The organism is Sphingomonas parapaucimobilis NBRC 15100 (assembly GCF_000787715.1).
Classification (GTDB): domain Bacteria; phylum Pseudomonadota; class Alphaproteobacteria; order Sphingomonadales; family Sphingomonadaceae; genus Sphingomonas; species Sphingomonas parapaucimobilis.
The window spans coordinates 1-16,828 of record NZ_BBPI01000048.1; the positions used below are offsets into that span (position 1 = coordinate 1).

Consider the following 16,828-nt stretch of genomic DNA (forward strand, 5'->3'; position numbering starts at 1 on the left):
GGTGCGCATTCCCAAAAGCCCGTTCAGCCTGAGCGCAGTCGAAGGCCACGCCCACCCCATCCCCTCACAGGACGGCACCGAACCCATGGTCTTGGTGTTGTCGCAACGCCGCTCTATGAAGCAGGCCAGAAAGGGAAACGCATTTGATCCTCTCCATGCTTGCCGCCGCCGGGGGCCATATCCGGTTCGAGGATCTGGGGTTGCACCCGGATGTGTTCTCGATCGGCTTCTTCACGCTGCGCTGGTACAGCCTGGCCTATATCACGGGCATCCTGTTCGGCTGGTGGTATCTGGGCAAGATGCTCGACCGGCCCGGCGCGCCGATGTCGCGGGCGCATGCCGACGATCTGGTCTTCTACGCCACGCTGGGCATCATCCTGGGCGGGCGGATCGGCTATGTGATCTTCTACGCGCCCGAGATGTTCCTGCACCCGCTTCGCATCCTGCGGCTGTGGGACGGCGGCATGAGCTTTCACGGCGGCGCGATCGGCGTCGGCATCGGTGTCATCCTGTTCGCGCGCAAGCACAAGCTCAGCTGGCTGCGGATCCTCGACTATCTGGTCTGCACCGCGCCGGTCGGGCTGTTCCTGGGCCGCCTCGCCAATTTCGTGAACGGCGAGCTGTGGGGCAAGCCGAGCGACGTGCCCTGGGCGATCATCTTCCCGCGCACCGTGCCCTTCGGCCTGCCCGATCCGGCGCGCCATCCCAGCCAGCTTTACGAGGCGGGCCTCGAAGGGCTGGTCCTGTTCGCGGTCATGAGCTTCGCCTTCTGGCGGACCAAGGCGCGTTACGATCCGGGCAAGCTGTCGGGCCTGTTCCTGCTCGGCTATGGCATTGCGCGCTTCATCGTCGAGTTCTTCCGCGAGCCGGACCAGCAACTGCGCGCCTTTGCGGAGATGACCGGGCTGCACATGGGCCAGTGGCTGTGCGTGCCGATGATCCTGGGCGGGCTGTACCTGATGAACTCGGCCAAGACGCGCCGCGTCCGGGTCGAGCCGATCGCAGGCCCCGACAGCATTTCCTGACGGACTTGCAGCGGCGGGGTTGGGGCGGCAGAGCGGGGGCATGACCAACCCGCTGATCCCCCCCGCCGATCACAGGCCCGAACCTGAGGATGCGCTGCCCGAACGGCTCGCCCGCGCCATCGCGCTGGCTGGGCCGATCCCGGTGGCGCAGTTCATGGCCGCCGCCAATGCGCACTATTACGGCACGCGCGATCCGCTGGGCGCGGGCGGCGACTTCACCACCAGCCCCGAGATCAGCCAGATGTTCGGCGAGTTGGTCGGCCTGTGGTGCGCCGACCTGTGGGACCGGGCGGGACGGCCCGAGGTCCACTGGGTGGAGCTGGGGCCGGGGCGCGGGACCTTGGCGGCGGATGCCCGGCGCGCGATGGCCAAGGCGGGCTTCACGCCCAGCATCCATTTCGTCGAGACCAGCGCCACGCTGCGCACCGCACAAGGCCAGCGGGTCGCCGACGCCACCTGGCACGACACGGTCGAGACGCTCCCCACCGACCGCCCGCTGGTCGTCGTCGCCAACGAATTCTTCGACGCCCTTCCTATCCGCCAGCTCGTCCGTCGCGGCGATGGCTGGCACGAGCGGCTGGTCGCGGCGCAGGACCTGCTCTTCCTGCCGATCGCGGGGCCGCCGGTGCCGGGCGAGATCATCCCCGAATCCTTGCGCGACGCCGAAGCCGGGTCGGTGATCGAGGTCTCCCCGGCCAGCGTCGCGGTGATGCGCAGCCTGTCCGCACGGATCGCCGCGCAGGGCGGGGCCGCGCTGATCGTCGATTATGGCTATGAAGGCCCCGCCATCGCCGACACGCTGCAAGCGGTACGCGGCCATGCCTATGCCAATCCGTTCGACCGGCCGGGCGAGCAGGATTTGAGCGCGCATGTCGACTTCACGACGCTGGCCGCCGCCGCGCAAGGCAGCGGCCTCGCCGCCTTTGGTCCGGTGACGCAGCGCGACCTGCTCGGCGCGCTGGGCATCGACCAGCGCACCGCCAGCCTCGCCCGCGCGCATCCCGACCGCGCCGAGGCGCTGCTTGCCGATCGCAACCGGCTGATGCAGGACATGGGCACGCTGTTCCGCGCATTGGCGGTCGCCCGGCCCGACTGGCCGGTCCCTGCGGGCTATGGCGAATGATCGTCTATCGTGACGCCATGCCCGGCGATGGCGAGGCGCTGGCCGCGATGGCGCGCGCCGCCTTCACCGACACGTTCGGCCATCTCTATCCGGCGGCCGACCTGAACGGCTTTCTGGACGAAGCCTTTGGCCCCGAAGGGCTGCCTGCCCAGATCGGCGATCCCGACTTCACCATCCGGCTGGCGGTCGAGGAGGATGCGATCATCGGTTTCGCCAAGATCGGCCCGGTCGGCTTTCCCGGCGAGTGGCCCGAGGATGCGGTCGAGCTTTACCAGCTTTATGTCGCCTCCAGCCATCTGGGCGCGGGCGTCGGCCCCGTCCTGATGGACTGGACGATCGCCACCGCCCGGGCACGGGGCGCGAGCCAGCTGATCCTGTCGGTCTATGTCGACAATCACCGGGCCAAGGCCTTTTACGCGCGCTACGGCTTTGTCGATATCGGCCGCTACGACTTCCCCGTGGGCGAGACGATCGACGAGGACCGGATCATGAGGCTGTCGCTATGACCATCGAAGCACTTCGGACACCCTTGCTGGCGTCCATCGCCCACGGTTTCCTCGGGCGACGCGGCGGGGTGTCGGCGGGCATTCATGGCGGGCTGAATGTCGGACTGGGCTCGCAGGACGACGCCGATTCGGTTGCCGAGAATCGCCGCCGCGCGCGCGACGCGGTGCTGCCCGGTTCGCGCCTCATCACCTGCTACCAGATCCATTCGGCCGAGGCGGTCACGGTGCTGACCCCGCCCGAGGACGATGTCCGCCCGCACGGCGACGCGCTGGTGACGGACCGGCCGGGGCTGCTGCTCGGCATCCTCACCGCCGACTGCGCGCCCGTGCTGTTCGCCGATGCGGAGGCAGGCGTCGTCGGCGCGGCCCATGCCGGGTGGAAGGGCGCGCTGGGCGGAATCACCGATGCGACCCTGCTCGCCATGGAAGCGCTGGGTGCCCGGCGCGAGCGGATCGCCGCCGCCATCGGCCCGTGCATCGCCCGCGCCAGCTATGAGGTCGACGCCGCCTTCTTCCGCCGATTCGCGCAAGCCGCCCCGGAGAATGAACGCTTCTTCGCCGACGGCACCCGCGCCGATCATTACCAGTTCGACCTGGAAGCCTATGTCGCCCATCGCCTGGCCACCGCAGGCGTCGCGCGCGTCGCGGCGCTGGGCGAGGACACCTATGCGCAAGAGGACCGCTTCTTCAGCTTCCGCCGCGCCACCCATCGCGGCGAACCCTCTTATGGTCGCCAGATCTCGTTGATCGGCATCGGCTGAGCCTCGCCAAAGCCATTCGCCGCGTTATCCTGGCGGCATGGCCGCCGACAGGGCGGCACCTGTTCCCGAGGAGACCCACATGCCGACCGAATCCGATCTGACCGGCGTCCCGCCGCAAGACCCGGCCGCAACCGAGCGCAAGAGCGATGTGACCAGCATCGGCGACCGCAAGCTGAAGCCGTCCACGCTGATGATGGGCCACGGCTTCGACCCCGTGCTGTCGGAGGGTTCGCTGAAGCCGCCGATCTTCCTGACCTCGACCTTCGTCTTCCCCAATGCGGCGGCGGGCAAGCGGCATTTCGAGGGGGTGACCGGCAAGCGCCCCGGCGGCGCGGACGGGCTGGTCTATTCACGCTTCAACGGGCCGAACCAGGAAATCCTGGAGGATCGCCTGGCCATCTGGGACGAGGCGGAGGACGCGCTGACCTTCTCCAGCGGCATGGCGGCGATCGCCACGCTGTTCCTGTCGATGGTCCAGCCGGGTGACGTCATCGTCCATTCCGGCCCGCTCTATGCCGCGACCGAGACGCTGATCGGGCGTATCCTGGGCCGGTTCGGCGTGCAGTGGCTCGACTTCCCCGCCGGTGCCACACGTGAGGAGATCGACGCGGTGCTGACCCAGGCGGCGGCCATGGGCCGCGTGCCGCTGATCTATCTGGAAAGCCCCGCCAACCCGACCAATGCGCTGGTCGATATCGAGGCGGTGGCGGCCGCGCGCGATGCGGTCTTTGCCGATCACGCCGAGAAGCCGCCGATCGCGATCGACAACACCTTTCTGGGGCCGCTCTGGCAACGGCCGCTGAAGCATGGCGCCGATCTGGTCGTCTATTCGCTGACCAAATATGCGGGCGGCCATTCGGATCTGGTCGCGGGCGGCGTGCTGGGGTCGAAGGCGCACATCGCGACCATCCGGTCGATGCGCAACACCATCGGCACGATCTGCGACCCCAATACCGCCTGGATGCTGCTCCGCTCGCTGGAGACGCTGGAACTGCGGATGAGCCGCGCCGGCGAAAACGCCGCCAAGGTCTGCGCCTTCCTGCGCGACCACCCGAAGGTCGAGCGGGTCGGGTATCTCGGCTTTCTGGAGGGCACGCTGGGCCTGGAGCGTCAGGCCGACATCTATCGCCGCCACTGCACCGGCGGTGGATCGACTTTCTCGCTTTACCTGAAGGGCGGCGAGGCGGAATCCTTCCGCTTCCTAGACGCCTTGCGCATCGCCAAGCTGGCCGTCAGCCTCGGCGGCACCGAGACGCTGGCCAGCCATCCCGCTGCGATGACGCACCTCTCGGTCCCCGACGAACGCAAGGCGGCCTTGGGCATCACCGACAATCTGGTCCGCATCTCGATCGGCGTCGAGGATGCCGACGACCTGATCGCCGATTGCGAACAGGCGCTGGCGGCGATCTGATCGTTCAGGCGGCGGCGAGCGCGGTGTAGAGCCGCGCCGTCAGCCGCCCCAGCGTCGCGCGAAACAATGAGGGATCGTTCAGGGCGCGGGACAGCACCACCGCGCCCTGGATACCGCTGACCACATCCTGCGCCAGCGTGGCGGCATGATCCTCCGCCACGCCGCCGCGCACCAGCAGCGTCTGGAGCGCGGCGATCCAGCGCCGGAAATAGCCCGCGATCGGCTCCGCAAAGGGGTCGCGCGTCGCGCCCAGCCCCCATGCCCCGATCAGGCAGGCGCGCTGGCCGGAGCGGAAATAGCGATCGACCTCGACCATCATCGCATCGATTCCGGCGCGCGGATCGTCGGCCTGCTCCAGCGGGGTGAAGATCGCCGCGTCGAACCATCCCGCGACATCGGCCAGCACGGCGGCGGCCATCTCCTGTTTTCCGCCCGGAAAGAAGTGATACAGGCTGCCCCGCCCCAGCCCCGTCGCGGTGCCGATCAGCGACAGGCTTGCCCCCGCATAGCCATATTCGCGAAACACCTCGGCCAGCCCCGGCAGCGCGTCGGCGCGCTCGGCGATCATCCGCGCCATGGTCAGAGGCCCAGTTCGCTCAAGCCCGGATGATCCGCCGGACGCACGCCCAGCGGCCAGTGGAACAGCCGGTCGTCTTCGCGGATCGCCAGATCGTTGATCGACGCGATCCGCCGCCGCATCCGGCCATCCTCGGCAAAGTCCCAATTCTCATTGCCATAGGATCGGAACCACCGGCCCTGCGCGTCATGCCACTCATAGGCGAAGCGCACCGCGATCCGGCTGTCCTGATGCGCCCAAAGCTCCTTGATGAGTCGATACTCCAACTCGCGATCCCATTTGCCGCGAAGAAAGGCGACGATCGCAACATGCCCCGTCAGGAACCGGTCCCGATTCCGCCAGGGACAATCGGGCGTATAGGCCAGCGCCACGCGCTCGGGATCGCGGCTGTTCCAGGCATCTTCGGCCGCGCGCACCTTCTGCACGGCGGTTTCGGTGGTGAACGGTGGCAGGGGCGGGCGCATATTCACTTCCCTTTTCGACCAGAAGGACGAGCCTTTACCGATTGGTACAAGCCGAAAACAGCCAAGGCAAGCGGCATAACGCCGGGGGACGCGGACAAATAATGGAACCGGCGGGTGGCGGGGTCCATCGCCCGTCGGCGCTTCATGGCCCTGATATCGCGATGGAAAAGCCGCCAGCACCTGGGTCTCGCACCGTGGCCGTTACACAGGGGCCTTAAGGGTTCGTTTCCACTCCCGCGCATAGCGCGAACCAATGCTCACGGCCCATCAGATCGACCTTGTTCAGCACAGCTTCGCTATGATCCTTCCTCTCACGGACCAGGCCGCCGCCGAATTCTATCGCCGTCTTTTCGCGCTTGCCCCCGACACCCGCCCCCTGTTCGGCAACGATATGGAGGCACAGGGGCGCAAGCTGTTCCTGACATTGGCAACGGTGGTGGATGCGCTGGACCGACTCGACGCGGTCGTTCCGGTGGCGCGCGAACTGGCGATTCGGCATATCGGCTATGGCGCGAAGCCCCATCATTACGAGGCCGTCGGATCGGCGCTGATCGAAACGCTGCGGGGCGGACTGGGCAGCGGTTTCGACCGCGATACCGAAGCCGCCTGGGGCGCGGCCTATGCCATTCTGTCCGGCACCATGCTGGCGGCTGCACGCCAGACATCGCACTAATGGCGCAACAGGCGTCGCCCGTCGCGCCAAGCCTGGATGCGCATCTGGGCAATATCGCGGACCGCCTGATCGACATTGCGGGCTGTGTCGCATCGGAAGCGGAAGCCGCAACCGCCAGCGTCCGGGGCATGAGCGATCAGGCCGAGCGTGTGGCGTCACTGGCGGCAAGCCTGGAGGCAGCAGCAGGCATCATGGCCGGAGCCGTCAGGCAGCAGGCCGAAGCCCTGGCGATGGCCCGCGAATCGCTCACGGCCAACAAGCTGGTCGTGGATACGCTGGACCAGTCTATCGGCCGCGTCGCCTCGATCAGTGCCACGATCGCCACCATCGCGCAGGAAAGCCGGATCCTGAGCCTGAATGCCCGAATCGAAGCCGCGCGTGCGGAATCGGGGGCCAGCGCCTTTGCCGTCGTCGCGACGGAGATGGCGGTGCTTGCTACCCGCACCAAGACGGCAACCGACGATATCGGGGCCAACGCGCTGGCCATCGCGCATGATATCGGCGCGGCCGGAGACATGGTGGCAGCCTATGAGATGCTGGTCAGCGAGCAGGACGAGCTGCTCACCCGTTCGCTCGACCACGCCGCCAGTCAAAGCGATGCCGCACGGGAACTGGCGACGATCACGGCCGAGGCGGTCGGCGCCATCGACCAGGCCGCCTCGGCCATCGGACGGGTCGGTGCCCATGCCGTGGCGGTCAAGGTTCTGGCCCGCCAGCTTTCGCGCTTGAGCCGTCGCGACGATCGCGAAACCGGCGGATAACCCCTCGCCCCCGTGAGCGGCGAGAAGCCGCCACCCATTTCGATGCAGTTCTTCCTTGTGCCCGGACAAACGAAAAGGCCCGGCGTCGCATCGCTGCAACGCCGGGCCTCGACGCCCGAAAAGGGAGGCTTATTCAGCCGAGGAGGATCAGCCCTCGTTCTGCAGGTTGACCGCTGCGTACTTGCCGCGACGATCGACCTCGATCTCGAACTGCAGGCGATCGCCTTCGTTCAGCGAGCCCATGCCGGCGCGCTCGACGGCCGAGATGTGGACGAACGCGTCGGGCTGTCCGTCGTCGCGCTGAATGAAGCCGAAGCCCTTCATCGCATTGAAGAACTTGACCGTGCCGGTCGCCTTCTCGCCGGTCAGCTGACGCTGGGGAGCGCCGCCGAAACCACCGGCCGCACCGCCGCGGGGGCCGCGGTCACGGTCGCCGCCGAAGCCGCCTTCGCGCGGCTCGCGGGGAGGCGCACGATCGGTGACGGGAAGCGGCTCGCCTTCGATCTTCAGCTCGGTGGCCGAGATACGGCCGCCGCGATCGACGAGGGTGAAGCCGAGCGGCTGGCCTTCGGCCAGGCCGGTCAGGCCCGCCTGCTCGACGGCCGAGATGTGAACGAACACGTCTTCGCCGCCGTCATCGCGCACGACGAAGCCGAAGCCCTTCTGCGCGTTGAAGAATTTGACGACGCCCGTGCCTTCGCCAACGACCTGGGGGGGCATGCCGCCGCCGCCACGACCGCCGCCGAAGCCGCCACCGCCGCCGCCACGGAAACCACCGCCGCCGCCGCCGCCGAAGCGATCACCGCCGCCGAAGCCGCCACGATCGCCACCACCGCCGAAGCGGTCGCCGCCACCGAAACCGCCGCCGAAGCCGCCGCCGCCGAAGCGATCACCGCCGCCGAAGCCGCCGCCGAAGCCGCCTTCATCGCCGCCGCCGAAATTTTCCCGCTTGTCGCGGCCACGCGAGCCGCGATTGCCCCGGCTACCTCTATCGAAACTCATAAGCCCTGTTCGTCTTCCCGGTTCGCCCGCAAATCCTGTCCTCAAGAACCGTGCGCCGGACGAAGAGCGCGGATCTTTTGGCGCCAAACCTTTTGCGCCTAGTGGGGATGCATAACGCAGAAGGACAGCCATCGCGAACGAAATCGTGCGAACCCGTCTCGCTTTGGCGCGAACGAGGCAGATTACGTCGGAATTGTGGCCGAAACTCCACAACATCTTTGGCCGAATCGGCGAATCACCCGTCCGCCCCTGCGGGTCGTCAGGCGCGACCGCCTTTTCTCCGTCGCCCCGCCCGATCGCGGTTGAGGCTTGGCCCCGCCCCCGCTAGGGCAGGCAGCATGACCGTTCACCTGCACGAAGAAGACATTCCCGCCGATCTGTTCGCCCCCGGCGCGTCGATCGCCGTCGATACCGAGACGATGGGCCTCATCACCCCGCGCGACCGGCTGTGCGTCGTCCAGCTGTCGGACGGCGGCCCCGACGAGCATCTGGTCCGCTTCGCGCCCGACAGCGACTATGCCGCGCCGAACCTTCGCGCGCTGCTCGCCGATCCGGCCCGGCTGAAGCTCTATCATTTCGGGCGGTTCGATATCGCCGCGATCCGCCATTATCTGGGTGTCGTCGCCGCCCCGGTCTATTGCACCAAGATCGCCTCGCGGCTGATCCGCACCTATACCGACCGCCACGGCCTGAAGGAGCTGGTCCGCGAGCTGCTCGGCGTCGAGCTGTCCAAGGCGCAGCAGTCGTCGGACTGGGGCGCGCCCGAGCTGTCCGATGCGCAGCGCGAATATGCCGCGTCGGACGTGCGCTATCTGCACCGCATGAAGGTCGAACTCGACAAAAGGCTGGAGCGGGAAGGCCGGATGGAACTGGCGCAGGCCTGTTTCGATTTCCTGCCTGCGCGTGCCGAGCTGGATCTGGCGGGCTGGCCCGAGGTCGATATCTTCGCCCACGCCTGAACCATTGACGCCTGATCCGGGCACGATAGGGAGCCATCATGTCCGAGATCGCCGACCGCGTCCGTACCCAGCGCCAGCACTGGGCCGCGCCGGGCAGCCGTCACGACCGTTTCGTGACGCTCGCACGCTGGCTGCTGCCCAGCGCGATCGGCGTGCTGACGGCGTTCCTGGTGATGGCGCCGATCTATTCGTCCAGCGAAGTGTCCTTCGTGCTCGACAAGAAGAAGGTCGAGGTCGCCAGGGAACGGATGAAGATCCAGGCGGCGCAGTATCGCGGCGTCGACGACAAGGGACAGCCCTTCTCGCTGGATGCAGGCTCCGCGATCCAGCGCAGCTCGGCCGAGCCGGTGGTGCAGCTCAACAAGCTGTCCGCCGCCATCCGCCTGTCGGACGGCCCCGCCACGGTCAGCGCCAATTCGGGCCGCTATGACATGAGCACCGAGCAGGTGCAGCTGGACGGGCCGCTCGATTTCCGGTCGGCGGGCGGATACGACTTGCGCACGCATGACGCGACCATCGACCTGCAGCAGCGGACGCTGGTTTCGGGCGGCGCGGTGACCGGCCAGGTGCCGCAGGGCCATTTCAGCGCGAACAAGATGCGGGCGGACCTGGAAAATCGCACCGTCCGGCTGGAAGGCAACGCCCGCTTGCGCATCGTCCCGTAAAGCCCGAAATAGCCGTCCATGCACAAGCTCTTCGCCGCCGCGGCTCCGGCCCTTCTCGTCCTGGCAGTGTCCGCGGCCGCGCAGGTCAAGCACAACAGCCGCGCGCCCGTCGATTTCGGTGCCGACGTCATCGAATTGCAGGACAAGCAGAACCGCGCCGTCCTGTCGGGCAACGTCTCGCTGCGCCAGGCGGAGATGACGCTGACGGCGGCGCGGATGACGGTATTCTATACGGGGCAGGTGCTGGGCGGAAAGCCGCAGGTGTCGCGCTTCGACGCCTCGGGCGGCGTCGTCGTCAAGCGCCCGGACCAGACCGCGCGCAGCAATTATGCGATCTACGACCTCAACCGCCGGGTCATCACCATGCTGGGCAACGTCACGCTGACCCAGGGCGGCAATACGGTGAATGGCGGGCGGCTGACGCTGAACCTCGATACCGGCCGCGCGGTCATCGACGGCTCGTCGGTGGCGGGCGGCGCGTCCTCGGGCACGGGCGGCGCGGTCACGCGTGCGCCGTCGGGCCGGGTCACGGGCACCTTCTCGGTCCCCGATCGCAACTGAGGCGTGACGCGGGGGCGTGCCCCGCGCTAACGTGCCGCCAGCTAAGGAAAGAACGGGCCGATGGACATGGAAACCCCGATTCGCGAGGCAAGTCATCGCAACGCGCCCGTCTCGGAGCCGCCGGTCGCCCATGGCCTTCAGGTCGTGTCGATCGCCAAGAGCTATGACAAGCGCGTCGTCCTGACCGACGTGTCGGTGTCGGTCGGGCGCGGCGAGGTGATCGGGCTGCTCGGCCCCAACGGCGCGGGCAAGACGACCTGCTTCTACTCGGTCATGGGGCTGGTGAAGCCCGATTCGGGCCGGATCATGCTGGACGGCGAGGATATTACCGGCCTGCCCATGTATCGCCGCGCGATCCTGGGCCTGGGCTATCTGCCGCAGGAAACCTCGATCTTTCGCGGGCTGTCGATCGAGAAGAATATCCTGACCGTGCTCGAACTGGCCGAGCCGGACCCGGCCGAGCGCGCACGCAAGCTCGACAAGCTGCTGGAGGAATTCGGCCTGACCCGCCTGCGCGCCGCGCCCGCCATGGCGCTGTCGGGCGGTGAGCGCCGCCGGGCCGAGATCGCCCGCGCGCTGGCCGCCGACCCGTCGATCATGCTGCTCGACGAGCCGTTCGCGGGCATCGACCCGATCTCGATCGCCGATATCCGCGATCTGGTGAAGGACCTGAAGCGGCGCGATATCGGCGTGCTGATCACCGACCATAATGTCCGCGAGACGCTGGACATCGTCGACCGCGCCTACATCATCTATGACGGGCGCGTGCTGTTCAGCGGTTCGCCGGAGGAACTGGTCGCCGACGCCAATGTCCGCCGCCTGTATCTGGGCGAGGGCTTTTCGCTCTGACCGCATGAGGACACCGCGTCGATCCGCTCCTGATGGCATGACCGGCGCGGACAGGGTGCCGTGAGCCTCGCGCCGCGCCTCGACATCCGCCAGTCGCAATCGCTGGTGATGACGCCGCAGCTTCAGCAGGCGATCAAGCTGCTGACGCTGTCGAATCTGGAGGTCGAGGCGTTCATCGCCGAGGAGGTGGAGAAGAACCCCCTGCTCGACGCCAGCGCCGTGCGGGAAGTGGCGACACCCGAACGCCCCGAGCGCGAGGCACCCGCCGGGGCCGACGAACTGGTCGCCGGGACGGCACCCTCAGAGGACCGGGGGCTCGACCTGGATTACGCGACCGAGAGCCATCAGCAGGACAGTGTCGCCGATGGCGGCACGGGGCCGGATGGCGGCCTGTCGCTGAACGGGACGAATGGCAGCGGCGGGCTGGGCGGCGAGGACGGGCCGGACTGGGATTCGCTGGCCAATGACGCGCCCAGCCTGGCCGAGCATCTGGAGGCTCAGGTCGCGCTGATCCTGTCGGGCACCGAGCTGACCATCGCCGCGCATATCATCGACCAGCTGGACGAGGCGGGCTATCTGACCGTGCCGCTGGACGAGATCGCCGGGCGGCTGGGCGTACCCCTCGCCATGGTCGAGGCAGCGCTGAAGGTGGTGCAGGGGCTGGACCCGACAGGCGTCGGCGCGCGCGATCTGGCCGAATGCCTGGCGCTGCAAGCCAAGGAGGTCGACCGCTACGACCCGTGTATGGCCAAGCTGATCGCCCATCTCGACCTGCTGGCGCGCGGGGAACTGGTGCGGTTGAAACGCATCTGCGGCGTCGATGACGAGGACATGGCGGACATGATCCGCGAGCTGCGCGGCTATGATCCCAAGCCCGGCTGCCGTTATGGCGGCGAGCCGTCCCAGGCGGTGGTGCCCGACCTGTTCGTCACCCGGACCAAGGCCGGTTGGGGCATCGAGCTGAACACCGCCACCCTGCCCCGCGTGCTGGTCAATCGCCGCTATTACCAGGAACTGCGCCACAGCCCGCAGGACAAGGGGTCCAAGGCCTGGCTCGCCGACTGCCTCGCCAGCGCCAACTGGCTGATGAAGGCGCTCGACCAGCGACAGCGGACGATCATCCGTGTCGCCACCGAGATCGTGAAGCAGCAGGAGGCATTCTTCCTGCACGGCGTCGCGCATCTAAAGCCGCTGACGCTCGCCCGAGTCGCCGAGGCGATCGGGATGCATGAATCGACCGTCAGCCGCGTGACGAGCAACAAATATCTCAGCTGCGCGCGCGGCCTGTTCGAACTGAAATTCTTCTTCACCAGCGGCATCGCGGCGGCGGACGGTGGCGACGCCGTTTCGGCGGAGGCGGTGAAGAGTGCGATCAAGGCGCTGATCGCGAACGAGGGCGCCAAGATCCTGTCGGACGACACGCTGGTCGAGCTGCTCCAGGCCAAGGGCTTCGACATCGCCCGGCGAACGGTCGCCAAATATCGCGAGTCGCTGGGGATTGGCAGCTCGGTCCAGCGTCGCCGCGCCCGTGCCCTGGCGGGGTGACGTCGCGCATGGCTTGAACGTCCATCGACGTGTATTACATCAAGCATACACAAGATTGCGAGGCCAGGCCGATGGGCAAGAAGAAGCACAAGAAGAAGCAGAAAAAGGCCAGGCTGGACGAGCAGCCCGGCACGTCCTTCGGATCCTCGTCCCTGCACCGGATCGGTCAGGCACTGCTCGACCAGGCACGCAGCCCGGCCGGGCGGCAACTGCTCGCCACGGGGCTGATCGTCGCGGCCTCGGCGCTGGCGCGAGGAACCACGCGGCGGCCCAGCGACGGCGCGGCCCCGTCCCCAGAGCCGGCCAGTCCCGAAACGCCCCCACCGCAACAGCAAGGCGGAACTGCGAAGTCGCAACAGGAAGGCGGAACCACCAAGTCGGGCATATCCGAGGTCGTCACCTTTGCTGGCATGGCGCTATCGGCGCTGGATCAATTCATCCATCGCCCGCCATCCGACAACAAAGGCTGAAACCGCTTTTCGGGGCGGGACGGGTCCGTGGGGCCTCTCCCGTCTTCTCCCTGATACCATGGTCATCGGGTTCAGCCCCTCGCCTTCGACTTCGCCCAGGCGGCACGGAGCGGGCAAGGGGTCTGGATATCCTAACCCGTTTCGCCTGGGCAAAGTCGAAGGCCGCAATATTGCCCATCCCCGGACGATGATCGAAAATGCCGCTCGACATGAGAGGCAAAACGGGGGGAGCGAAGCGATCGCTCAACCCCCGGCACCGACGCGCGATGCCGGTTTTCCCGGCGGCTTCCACTCCTGCTTATAACTATCGTTGAAGCGCGGCGATGGTACAGCCTAGGCCGATGCACGGCGGAAGCAAGACAAAAAAAGGGCCGGTCTTGCGACCAGCCCATGAAAGTTTTTAGGAGAGGATGCCTGAAAGGCCCGCTCTCTATGCCGAGGCCGTACGATTTACACAAATGCAACCTAATTAATTTTGGTTGCATATTTTGCATCTGCCTATCGGTGTGCCTGGCAGCGTGCCTGCCAGGGCGATTTGCGGGTCCCGTTCTGCAATATGGGTGGACCACAATCCGTATGTTCCCCCTGTTTATATTCTGCCGCCCAGGTTTATCCCGTTCGATCTCCGGACGATTTTAGGCCGCTGATCGATGCCGGGCATCAACATCACTTAAATATAAAATCGGTCATAAACCATCTAAATTCGGTCCGATGCTGCACAGAAAGGTTGACCTCCCGTGATTGACGGCTAGGTCACGGGGAAACAACAGGAGCGTATCATGGCCGACGACCCTATCGATGTGAATGCCGTAGAACTGGCAACTGAGCTGACCATTGCGTGGTTGGGCAATCCCAATACCCGCACCTCGTCGGAAGAGGTTCCGGCGTTCCTCCACAAGATGCACGAGACCGTGTCTTCGCTTCTGGGCAGCACGCCACAGGCGAGCGACGTCGAAGCGCCGACCGAATATGTTCCGGCCGTCTCGGTTCGCAAGTCGCTGGCGTCGAAGGATCACATCGTTTCGATGATTGACGGCAAGCCCTACAAGACGCTGCGCCGTCACCTGGCCACCCATGGCCTGACGCCGGAGGAATATCGTGAGCGTTACGGCCTGAAGCCCGACTATCCGATGGTCGCCGAGAGCTATTCGGAAAGCCGCCGTGCGATGGCCAAGAAGATCGGCCTGGGCCGCAAGCCCGGCCCGCGCAACGCCACGGCTACCCCCGCCCCGCGCAAGACGCGCAAGGGCGAGGCCACCGACGGCGAGTAATCGCGTCGCGATCGACCGATCGCAAGACCCGTCCGACGTCCTCGCTCTTCTCCCGGAGCAAGGCCATCGGACGGGTTTTGTTTTGTACGAAGCTAGGGTTTGCGGCCAATCCGTTCGAAGCGGTAAGGAGCTTGGCAAGCGCGGCAAAGCCGGCTCCCAAAAGGCGGATGGCCCCAATGAGGACAACGAGCGATATTTTTCAACGCTGGGTTGAATTTCGCCCCTCATGCGTCTATATCGCTAAGCAACATGGCCGCCCCCTCTGTTGCCTCTGGCATCAAGGGACGGCCTTCTTCATATAAGGGGCTGATGCTTGCCCCCTATACCAAACCTCATCTCAGTTTTGGCGATCAGCTTACGCTTCTCCGCGAGCGAGGTTTGGACGTTACCGATGCCGCCAAGGCCGAGCATCATCTTCAGCGAATAGGCTATGGGCGTCTTGCCCCCTATTGGGAACCGTTCCAGCAGCGCATCCCCAACCCGGCCGACGCTACCAAAACGATACGGCTTGATGCTTTCCAGACTGGTTCCGAGTTTCGCCACGCGGTCGATCTGTACCTATTCGACAAGCGGCTTCGCCTGCTTTTCCTCGACGTCATCGAGCGGATCGAAGTCGCCTTGCGTGTGGACCTTGCCCATGCCCTGGGGCGGCGCGATCCATGGGCGCATCGCTCCCCCGTCCATCTGGACACCCATCGGGCGAACGAGGTCATGCCAACCGGCCAGCCCGGGACGCGTCATCAAAGCTGGTTGACCAAGGTCGATCAGGCCGCCACCCGGTCGCGCGAAGCCTGGGTCGTGGAGTTCCGCGCAACCTATAGTTCGCCGCTACCGATCTGGATGGCGGTCGAAACCTGGGATTTCGGCACCTTGTCCTGGCTTCTCGAAATGGCCCATCCGCAAGATCGCGCCACCATTGCCCGGCGCTACGCATTGCTGCCTAACGTCTTGGTCAGCTGGATCAAGACGTTGGCGCTGATCCGTAATATTTCGGCCCACCACGCCCGGTTATGGAATGCCGGCATCGTCCACCAGCCCAAGGTGCCTCAGGGTCCGGAAACCGCTGCCGTGCACCATATCGGCGGGGATATTGCACGGCGAAACCGGGTCTATGGCGCGACGGTCATAGCCCATTATCTCGCCCGGCGAATCGCGGCCGGGACATCCTGGGGTTCGCGCATGAAGGAGCATTGGCTGGACTTTCCCGTCATGCCTCATGCCAACCCCGCTCAGGCGGGCTTTTTGCCGGGATGGGACCGGGAAGCGATCTGGGACTGAAGAACCCTAGGTCGAAATGCTCGCCCCCTCCATTACTGCCCGAACACACCCTTGCGATAGAGCAGCGTAATCGCCACGCGGCGGTTGCGCGGGTCGGCTGGATTGCCCGCGATCATCGGTTCGCGGTCGGCCACGCCCTCGATCCGCTCGAACCGTGATTCGGGCAGGCCACCGGCGGCCAGGCGACGGCGGGTCGCCTCGGCGCGGCTGGACGACAGCAGCCAGTTGTTCATCGCGCGCGGATCGCCGTAAGGCACGCTGTCGGTGTGGCCGCGGATCATGATCGTGTTGGGCACATCGGCGACCGTCTTGGCGATGGTGCCGATCAGGTCGGACGCCGCCGGGGTCAGGTTCGTGGTGCCGGTCGCGAACATCGAATAATCGGCATTGTCGACCAGGTCGATGCGCAGGCCGTCATCGGTCGGGATGAATCGCACCTGCTGCGCCAGCTTGCGGAGCTGGGGCGTGACCTGCATCTTCTTCAACAGTTCGCGCTTAATCGCGTCGAAGGTCTTCTTGTCCTGCACGACGGCATTGGGATTGCGCAGCGAGCCCTTGTCGCCGGTCCCAGCCTTTTCGCCGCCGCCCTCCATCACCTTGGGAATGATGACCTGAAGGCGGCCGCTGGCGGCCGTCTGCTGCTGGCGGCCTGCGCCGGGTCCACCGTTCAGCACGCCGCCGCCGATGCCCGTCGACTTGGTGTCGATCAGCGTCGGCGCGAAATAGTCGGCGATGCCCTTGCGCTGCTTCTCGGTGGTCGCGCCCAGCAGCCAGAGCAGCAGGAAGAACGCCATCATCGCCGTCACGAAGTCGGCATAGGCCACTTTCCACGCACCGCCATGATGCCCGCCATGGCCATCGGCGATGATCTTCTTGACGATGACGATCTTGGGCGGCTCGTTCTTGCCATGCGGTGCGCGGGCCATG

Annotated in this window: 19 protein-coding genes; 15 read left to right on the top strand and 4 right to left on the bottom strand. The window is 66.4% G+C overall.

Annotation, left to right across the window (positions count from 1 at the left end):
- Positions 1-143 precede the first annotated feature (143 nt).
- The 5 genes from lgt (at position 144) to SP5_RS08990 (ending at position 4,826) form a co-directional block, all read left to right on the top strand.
- Positions 144-1,025 carry a prolipoprotein diacylglyceryl transferase gene (gene lgt / locus SP5_RS08970; protein ID WP_052811475.1) on the top strand — a complete coding sequence of 294 codons (882 nt, stop codon included), beginning with the start codon at positions 144-146 and terminating at the stop codon, positions 1,023-1,025.
- A gap of 40 nt (positions 1,026-1,065) precedes the next feature.
- A complete protein-coding gene (locus SP5_RS08975; RefSeq protein WP_042487253.1) occupies positions 1,066-2,148 on the top strand; it encodes a class I SAM-dependent methyltransferase in 1,083 nt (360 codons plus the stop codon).
- Complete coding sequence (locus tag SP5_RS08980; RefSeq protein WP_042487258.1) at positions 2,145-2,654, top strand: GNAT family N-acetyltransferase; 510 nt, start codon at positions 2,145-2,147, stop codon at positions 2,652-2,654. The genes SP5_RS08975 and SP5_RS08980 overlap by 4 nt, the downstream gene beginning before the upstream one ends.
- Positions 2,651-3,415: a peptidoglycan editing factor PgeF gene (gene pgeF, locus SP5_RS08985; RefSeq protein ID WP_042487260.1), complete on the top strand. Its 765-nt coding sequence runs from the start codon at positions 2,651-2,653 to the stop codon at positions 3,413-3,415. Before SP5_RS08980 ends, pgeF begins: the two co-directional genes overlap by 4 nt.
- A gap of 79 nt (positions 3,416-3,494) precedes the next feature.
- Positions 3,495-4,826 carry a cystathionine gamma-synthase family protein gene (locus SP5_RS08990; RefSeq protein WP_042487369.1) on the top strand — a complete coding sequence of 444 codons (1,332 nt, stop codon included), beginning with the start codon at positions 3,495-3,497 and terminating at the stop codon, positions 4,824-4,826.
- Between the two features lie 4 nt (positions 4,827-4,830).
- On the opposite strand, the gene SP5_RS08995 is transcribed toward SP5_RS08990, so the two are convergent.
- Together SP5_RS08995 and SP5_RS09000 are read right to left on the bottom strand one after the other, a co-directional pair.
- The gene (locus tag SP5_RS08995; protein WP_042487263.1) at positions 4,831-5,403 is read right to left on the bottom strand and encodes a TetR/AcrR family transcriptional regulator; all 573 of its coding nucleotides are present in this window, start codon (positions 5,401-5,403) and stop codon (positions 4,831-4,833) included.
- A gap of 2 nt (positions 5,404-5,405) precedes the next feature.
- Complete coding sequence (locus SP5_RS09000) at positions 5,406-5,867, bottom strand: nuclear transport factor 2 family protein (protein ID WP_042487264.1); 462 nt, start codon at positions 5,865-5,867, stop codon at positions 5,406-5,408.
- Positions 5,868-6,165: 298 nt separating this feature from the next.
- On the opposite strand from SP5_RS09000, the gene SP5_RS09005 reads away from it, so the two are divergent.
- Together SP5_RS09005 and SP5_RS09010 are read left to right on the top strand one after the other, a co-directional pair.
- Positions 6,166-6,540: a globin domain-containing protein gene (locus SP5_RS09005; RefSeq protein ID WP_217995690.1), complete on the top strand. Its 375-nt coding sequence runs from the start codon at positions 6,166-6,168 to the stop codon at positions 6,538-6,540.
- Entirely contained in the window at positions 6,540-7,301 is a 762-nt protein-coding gene (locus tag SP5_RS09010) for a methyl-accepting chemotaxis protein (RefSeq protein WP_042487272.1), read from the top strand. The genes SP5_RS09005 and SP5_RS09010 overlap by 1 nt, the downstream gene beginning before the upstream one ends.
- A 147-nt stretch (positions 7,302-7,448) precedes the next feature.
- Here the strand turns inward: SP5_RS09010 and SP5_RS19885 are convergent, their stop codons facing one another.
- On the bottom strand, positions 7,449-8,303 hold the full coding sequence (locus SP5_RS19885) for a cold-shock protein (protein WP_042487276.1): 855 nt from the start codon (positions 8,301-8,303) through the stop codon (positions 7,449-7,451).
- 338 nt (positions 8,304-8,641) lie between these two features.
- Here SP5_RS19885 and SP5_RS09020 point away from each other — a divergent pair, with 338 nt between their 5' ends.
- From SP5_RS09020 to SP5_RS09055, 8 genes are all read left to right on the top strand, one after another.
- Positions 8,642-9,262: a ribonuclease D gene (locus tag SP5_RS09020; protein ID WP_042487278.1), complete on the top strand. Its 621-nt coding sequence runs from the start codon at positions 8,642-8,644 to the stop codon at positions 9,260-9,262.
- Between the two features lie 38 nt (positions 9,263-9,300).
- Positions 9,301-9,927, top strand: coding sequence for an LPS export ABC transporter periplasmic protein LptC (gene lptC, locus SP5_RS09025; protein ID WP_042487280.1), 627 nt, complete (start codon positions 9,301-9,303; stop codon positions 9,925-9,927).
- Positions 9,928-9,945: 18 nt separating this feature from the next.
- Positions 9,946-10,488, top strand: a complete 543-nt coding sequence (locus tag SP5_RS09030; protein WP_042487283.1) for an LptA/OstA family protein — start codon at positions 9,946-9,948, stop codon at positions 10,486-10,488.
- Between the two features lie 66 nt (positions 10,489-10,554).
- On the top strand, positions 10,555-11,337 hold the full coding sequence (gene lptB / locus SP5_RS09035; protein WP_375244356.1) for an LPS export ABC transporter ATP-binding protein: 783 nt from the start codon (positions 10,555-10,557) through the stop codon (positions 11,335-11,337).
- Between the two features lie 60 nt (positions 11,338-11,397).
- A complete protein-coding gene (gene rpoN, locus SP5_RS09040) occupies positions 11,398-12,882 on the top strand; it encodes an RNA polymerase factor sigma-54 (RefSeq protein ID WP_042487286.1) in 1,485 nt (494 codons plus the stop codon).
- A 71-nt stretch (positions 12,883-12,953) separates the two neighbouring features.
- On the top strand, positions 12,954-13,352 hold the full coding sequence (locus SP5_RS18510) for a hypothetical protein (protein ID WP_052811476.1): 399 nt from the start codon (positions 12,954-12,956) through the stop codon (positions 13,350-13,352).
- Between the two features lie 779 nt (positions 13,353-14,131).
- Positions 14,132-14,623: a Ros/MucR family transcriptional regulator gene (locus tag SP5_RS09050; protein WP_042487289.1), complete on the top strand. Its 492-nt coding sequence runs from the start codon at positions 14,132-14,134 to the stop codon at positions 14,621-14,623.
- A 249-nt stretch (positions 14,624-14,872) separates the two neighbouring features.
- Complete coding sequence (locus SP5_RS09055; protein ID WP_245613444.1) at positions 14,873-15,901, top strand: Abi family protein; 1,029 nt, start codon at positions 14,873-14,875, stop codon at positions 15,899-15,901.
- 32 nt (positions 15,902-15,933) lie between these two features.
- On the opposite strand, the gene SP5_RS09060 is transcribed toward SP5_RS09055, so the two are convergent.
- Positions 15,934-16,827, bottom strand: a complete 894-nt coding sequence (locus SP5_RS09060; RefSeq protein ID WP_042487294.1) for a flagellar motor protein MotB — start codon at positions 16,825-16,827, stop codon at positions 15,934-15,936.
- Position 16,828 lies beyond the last annotated feature (1 nt).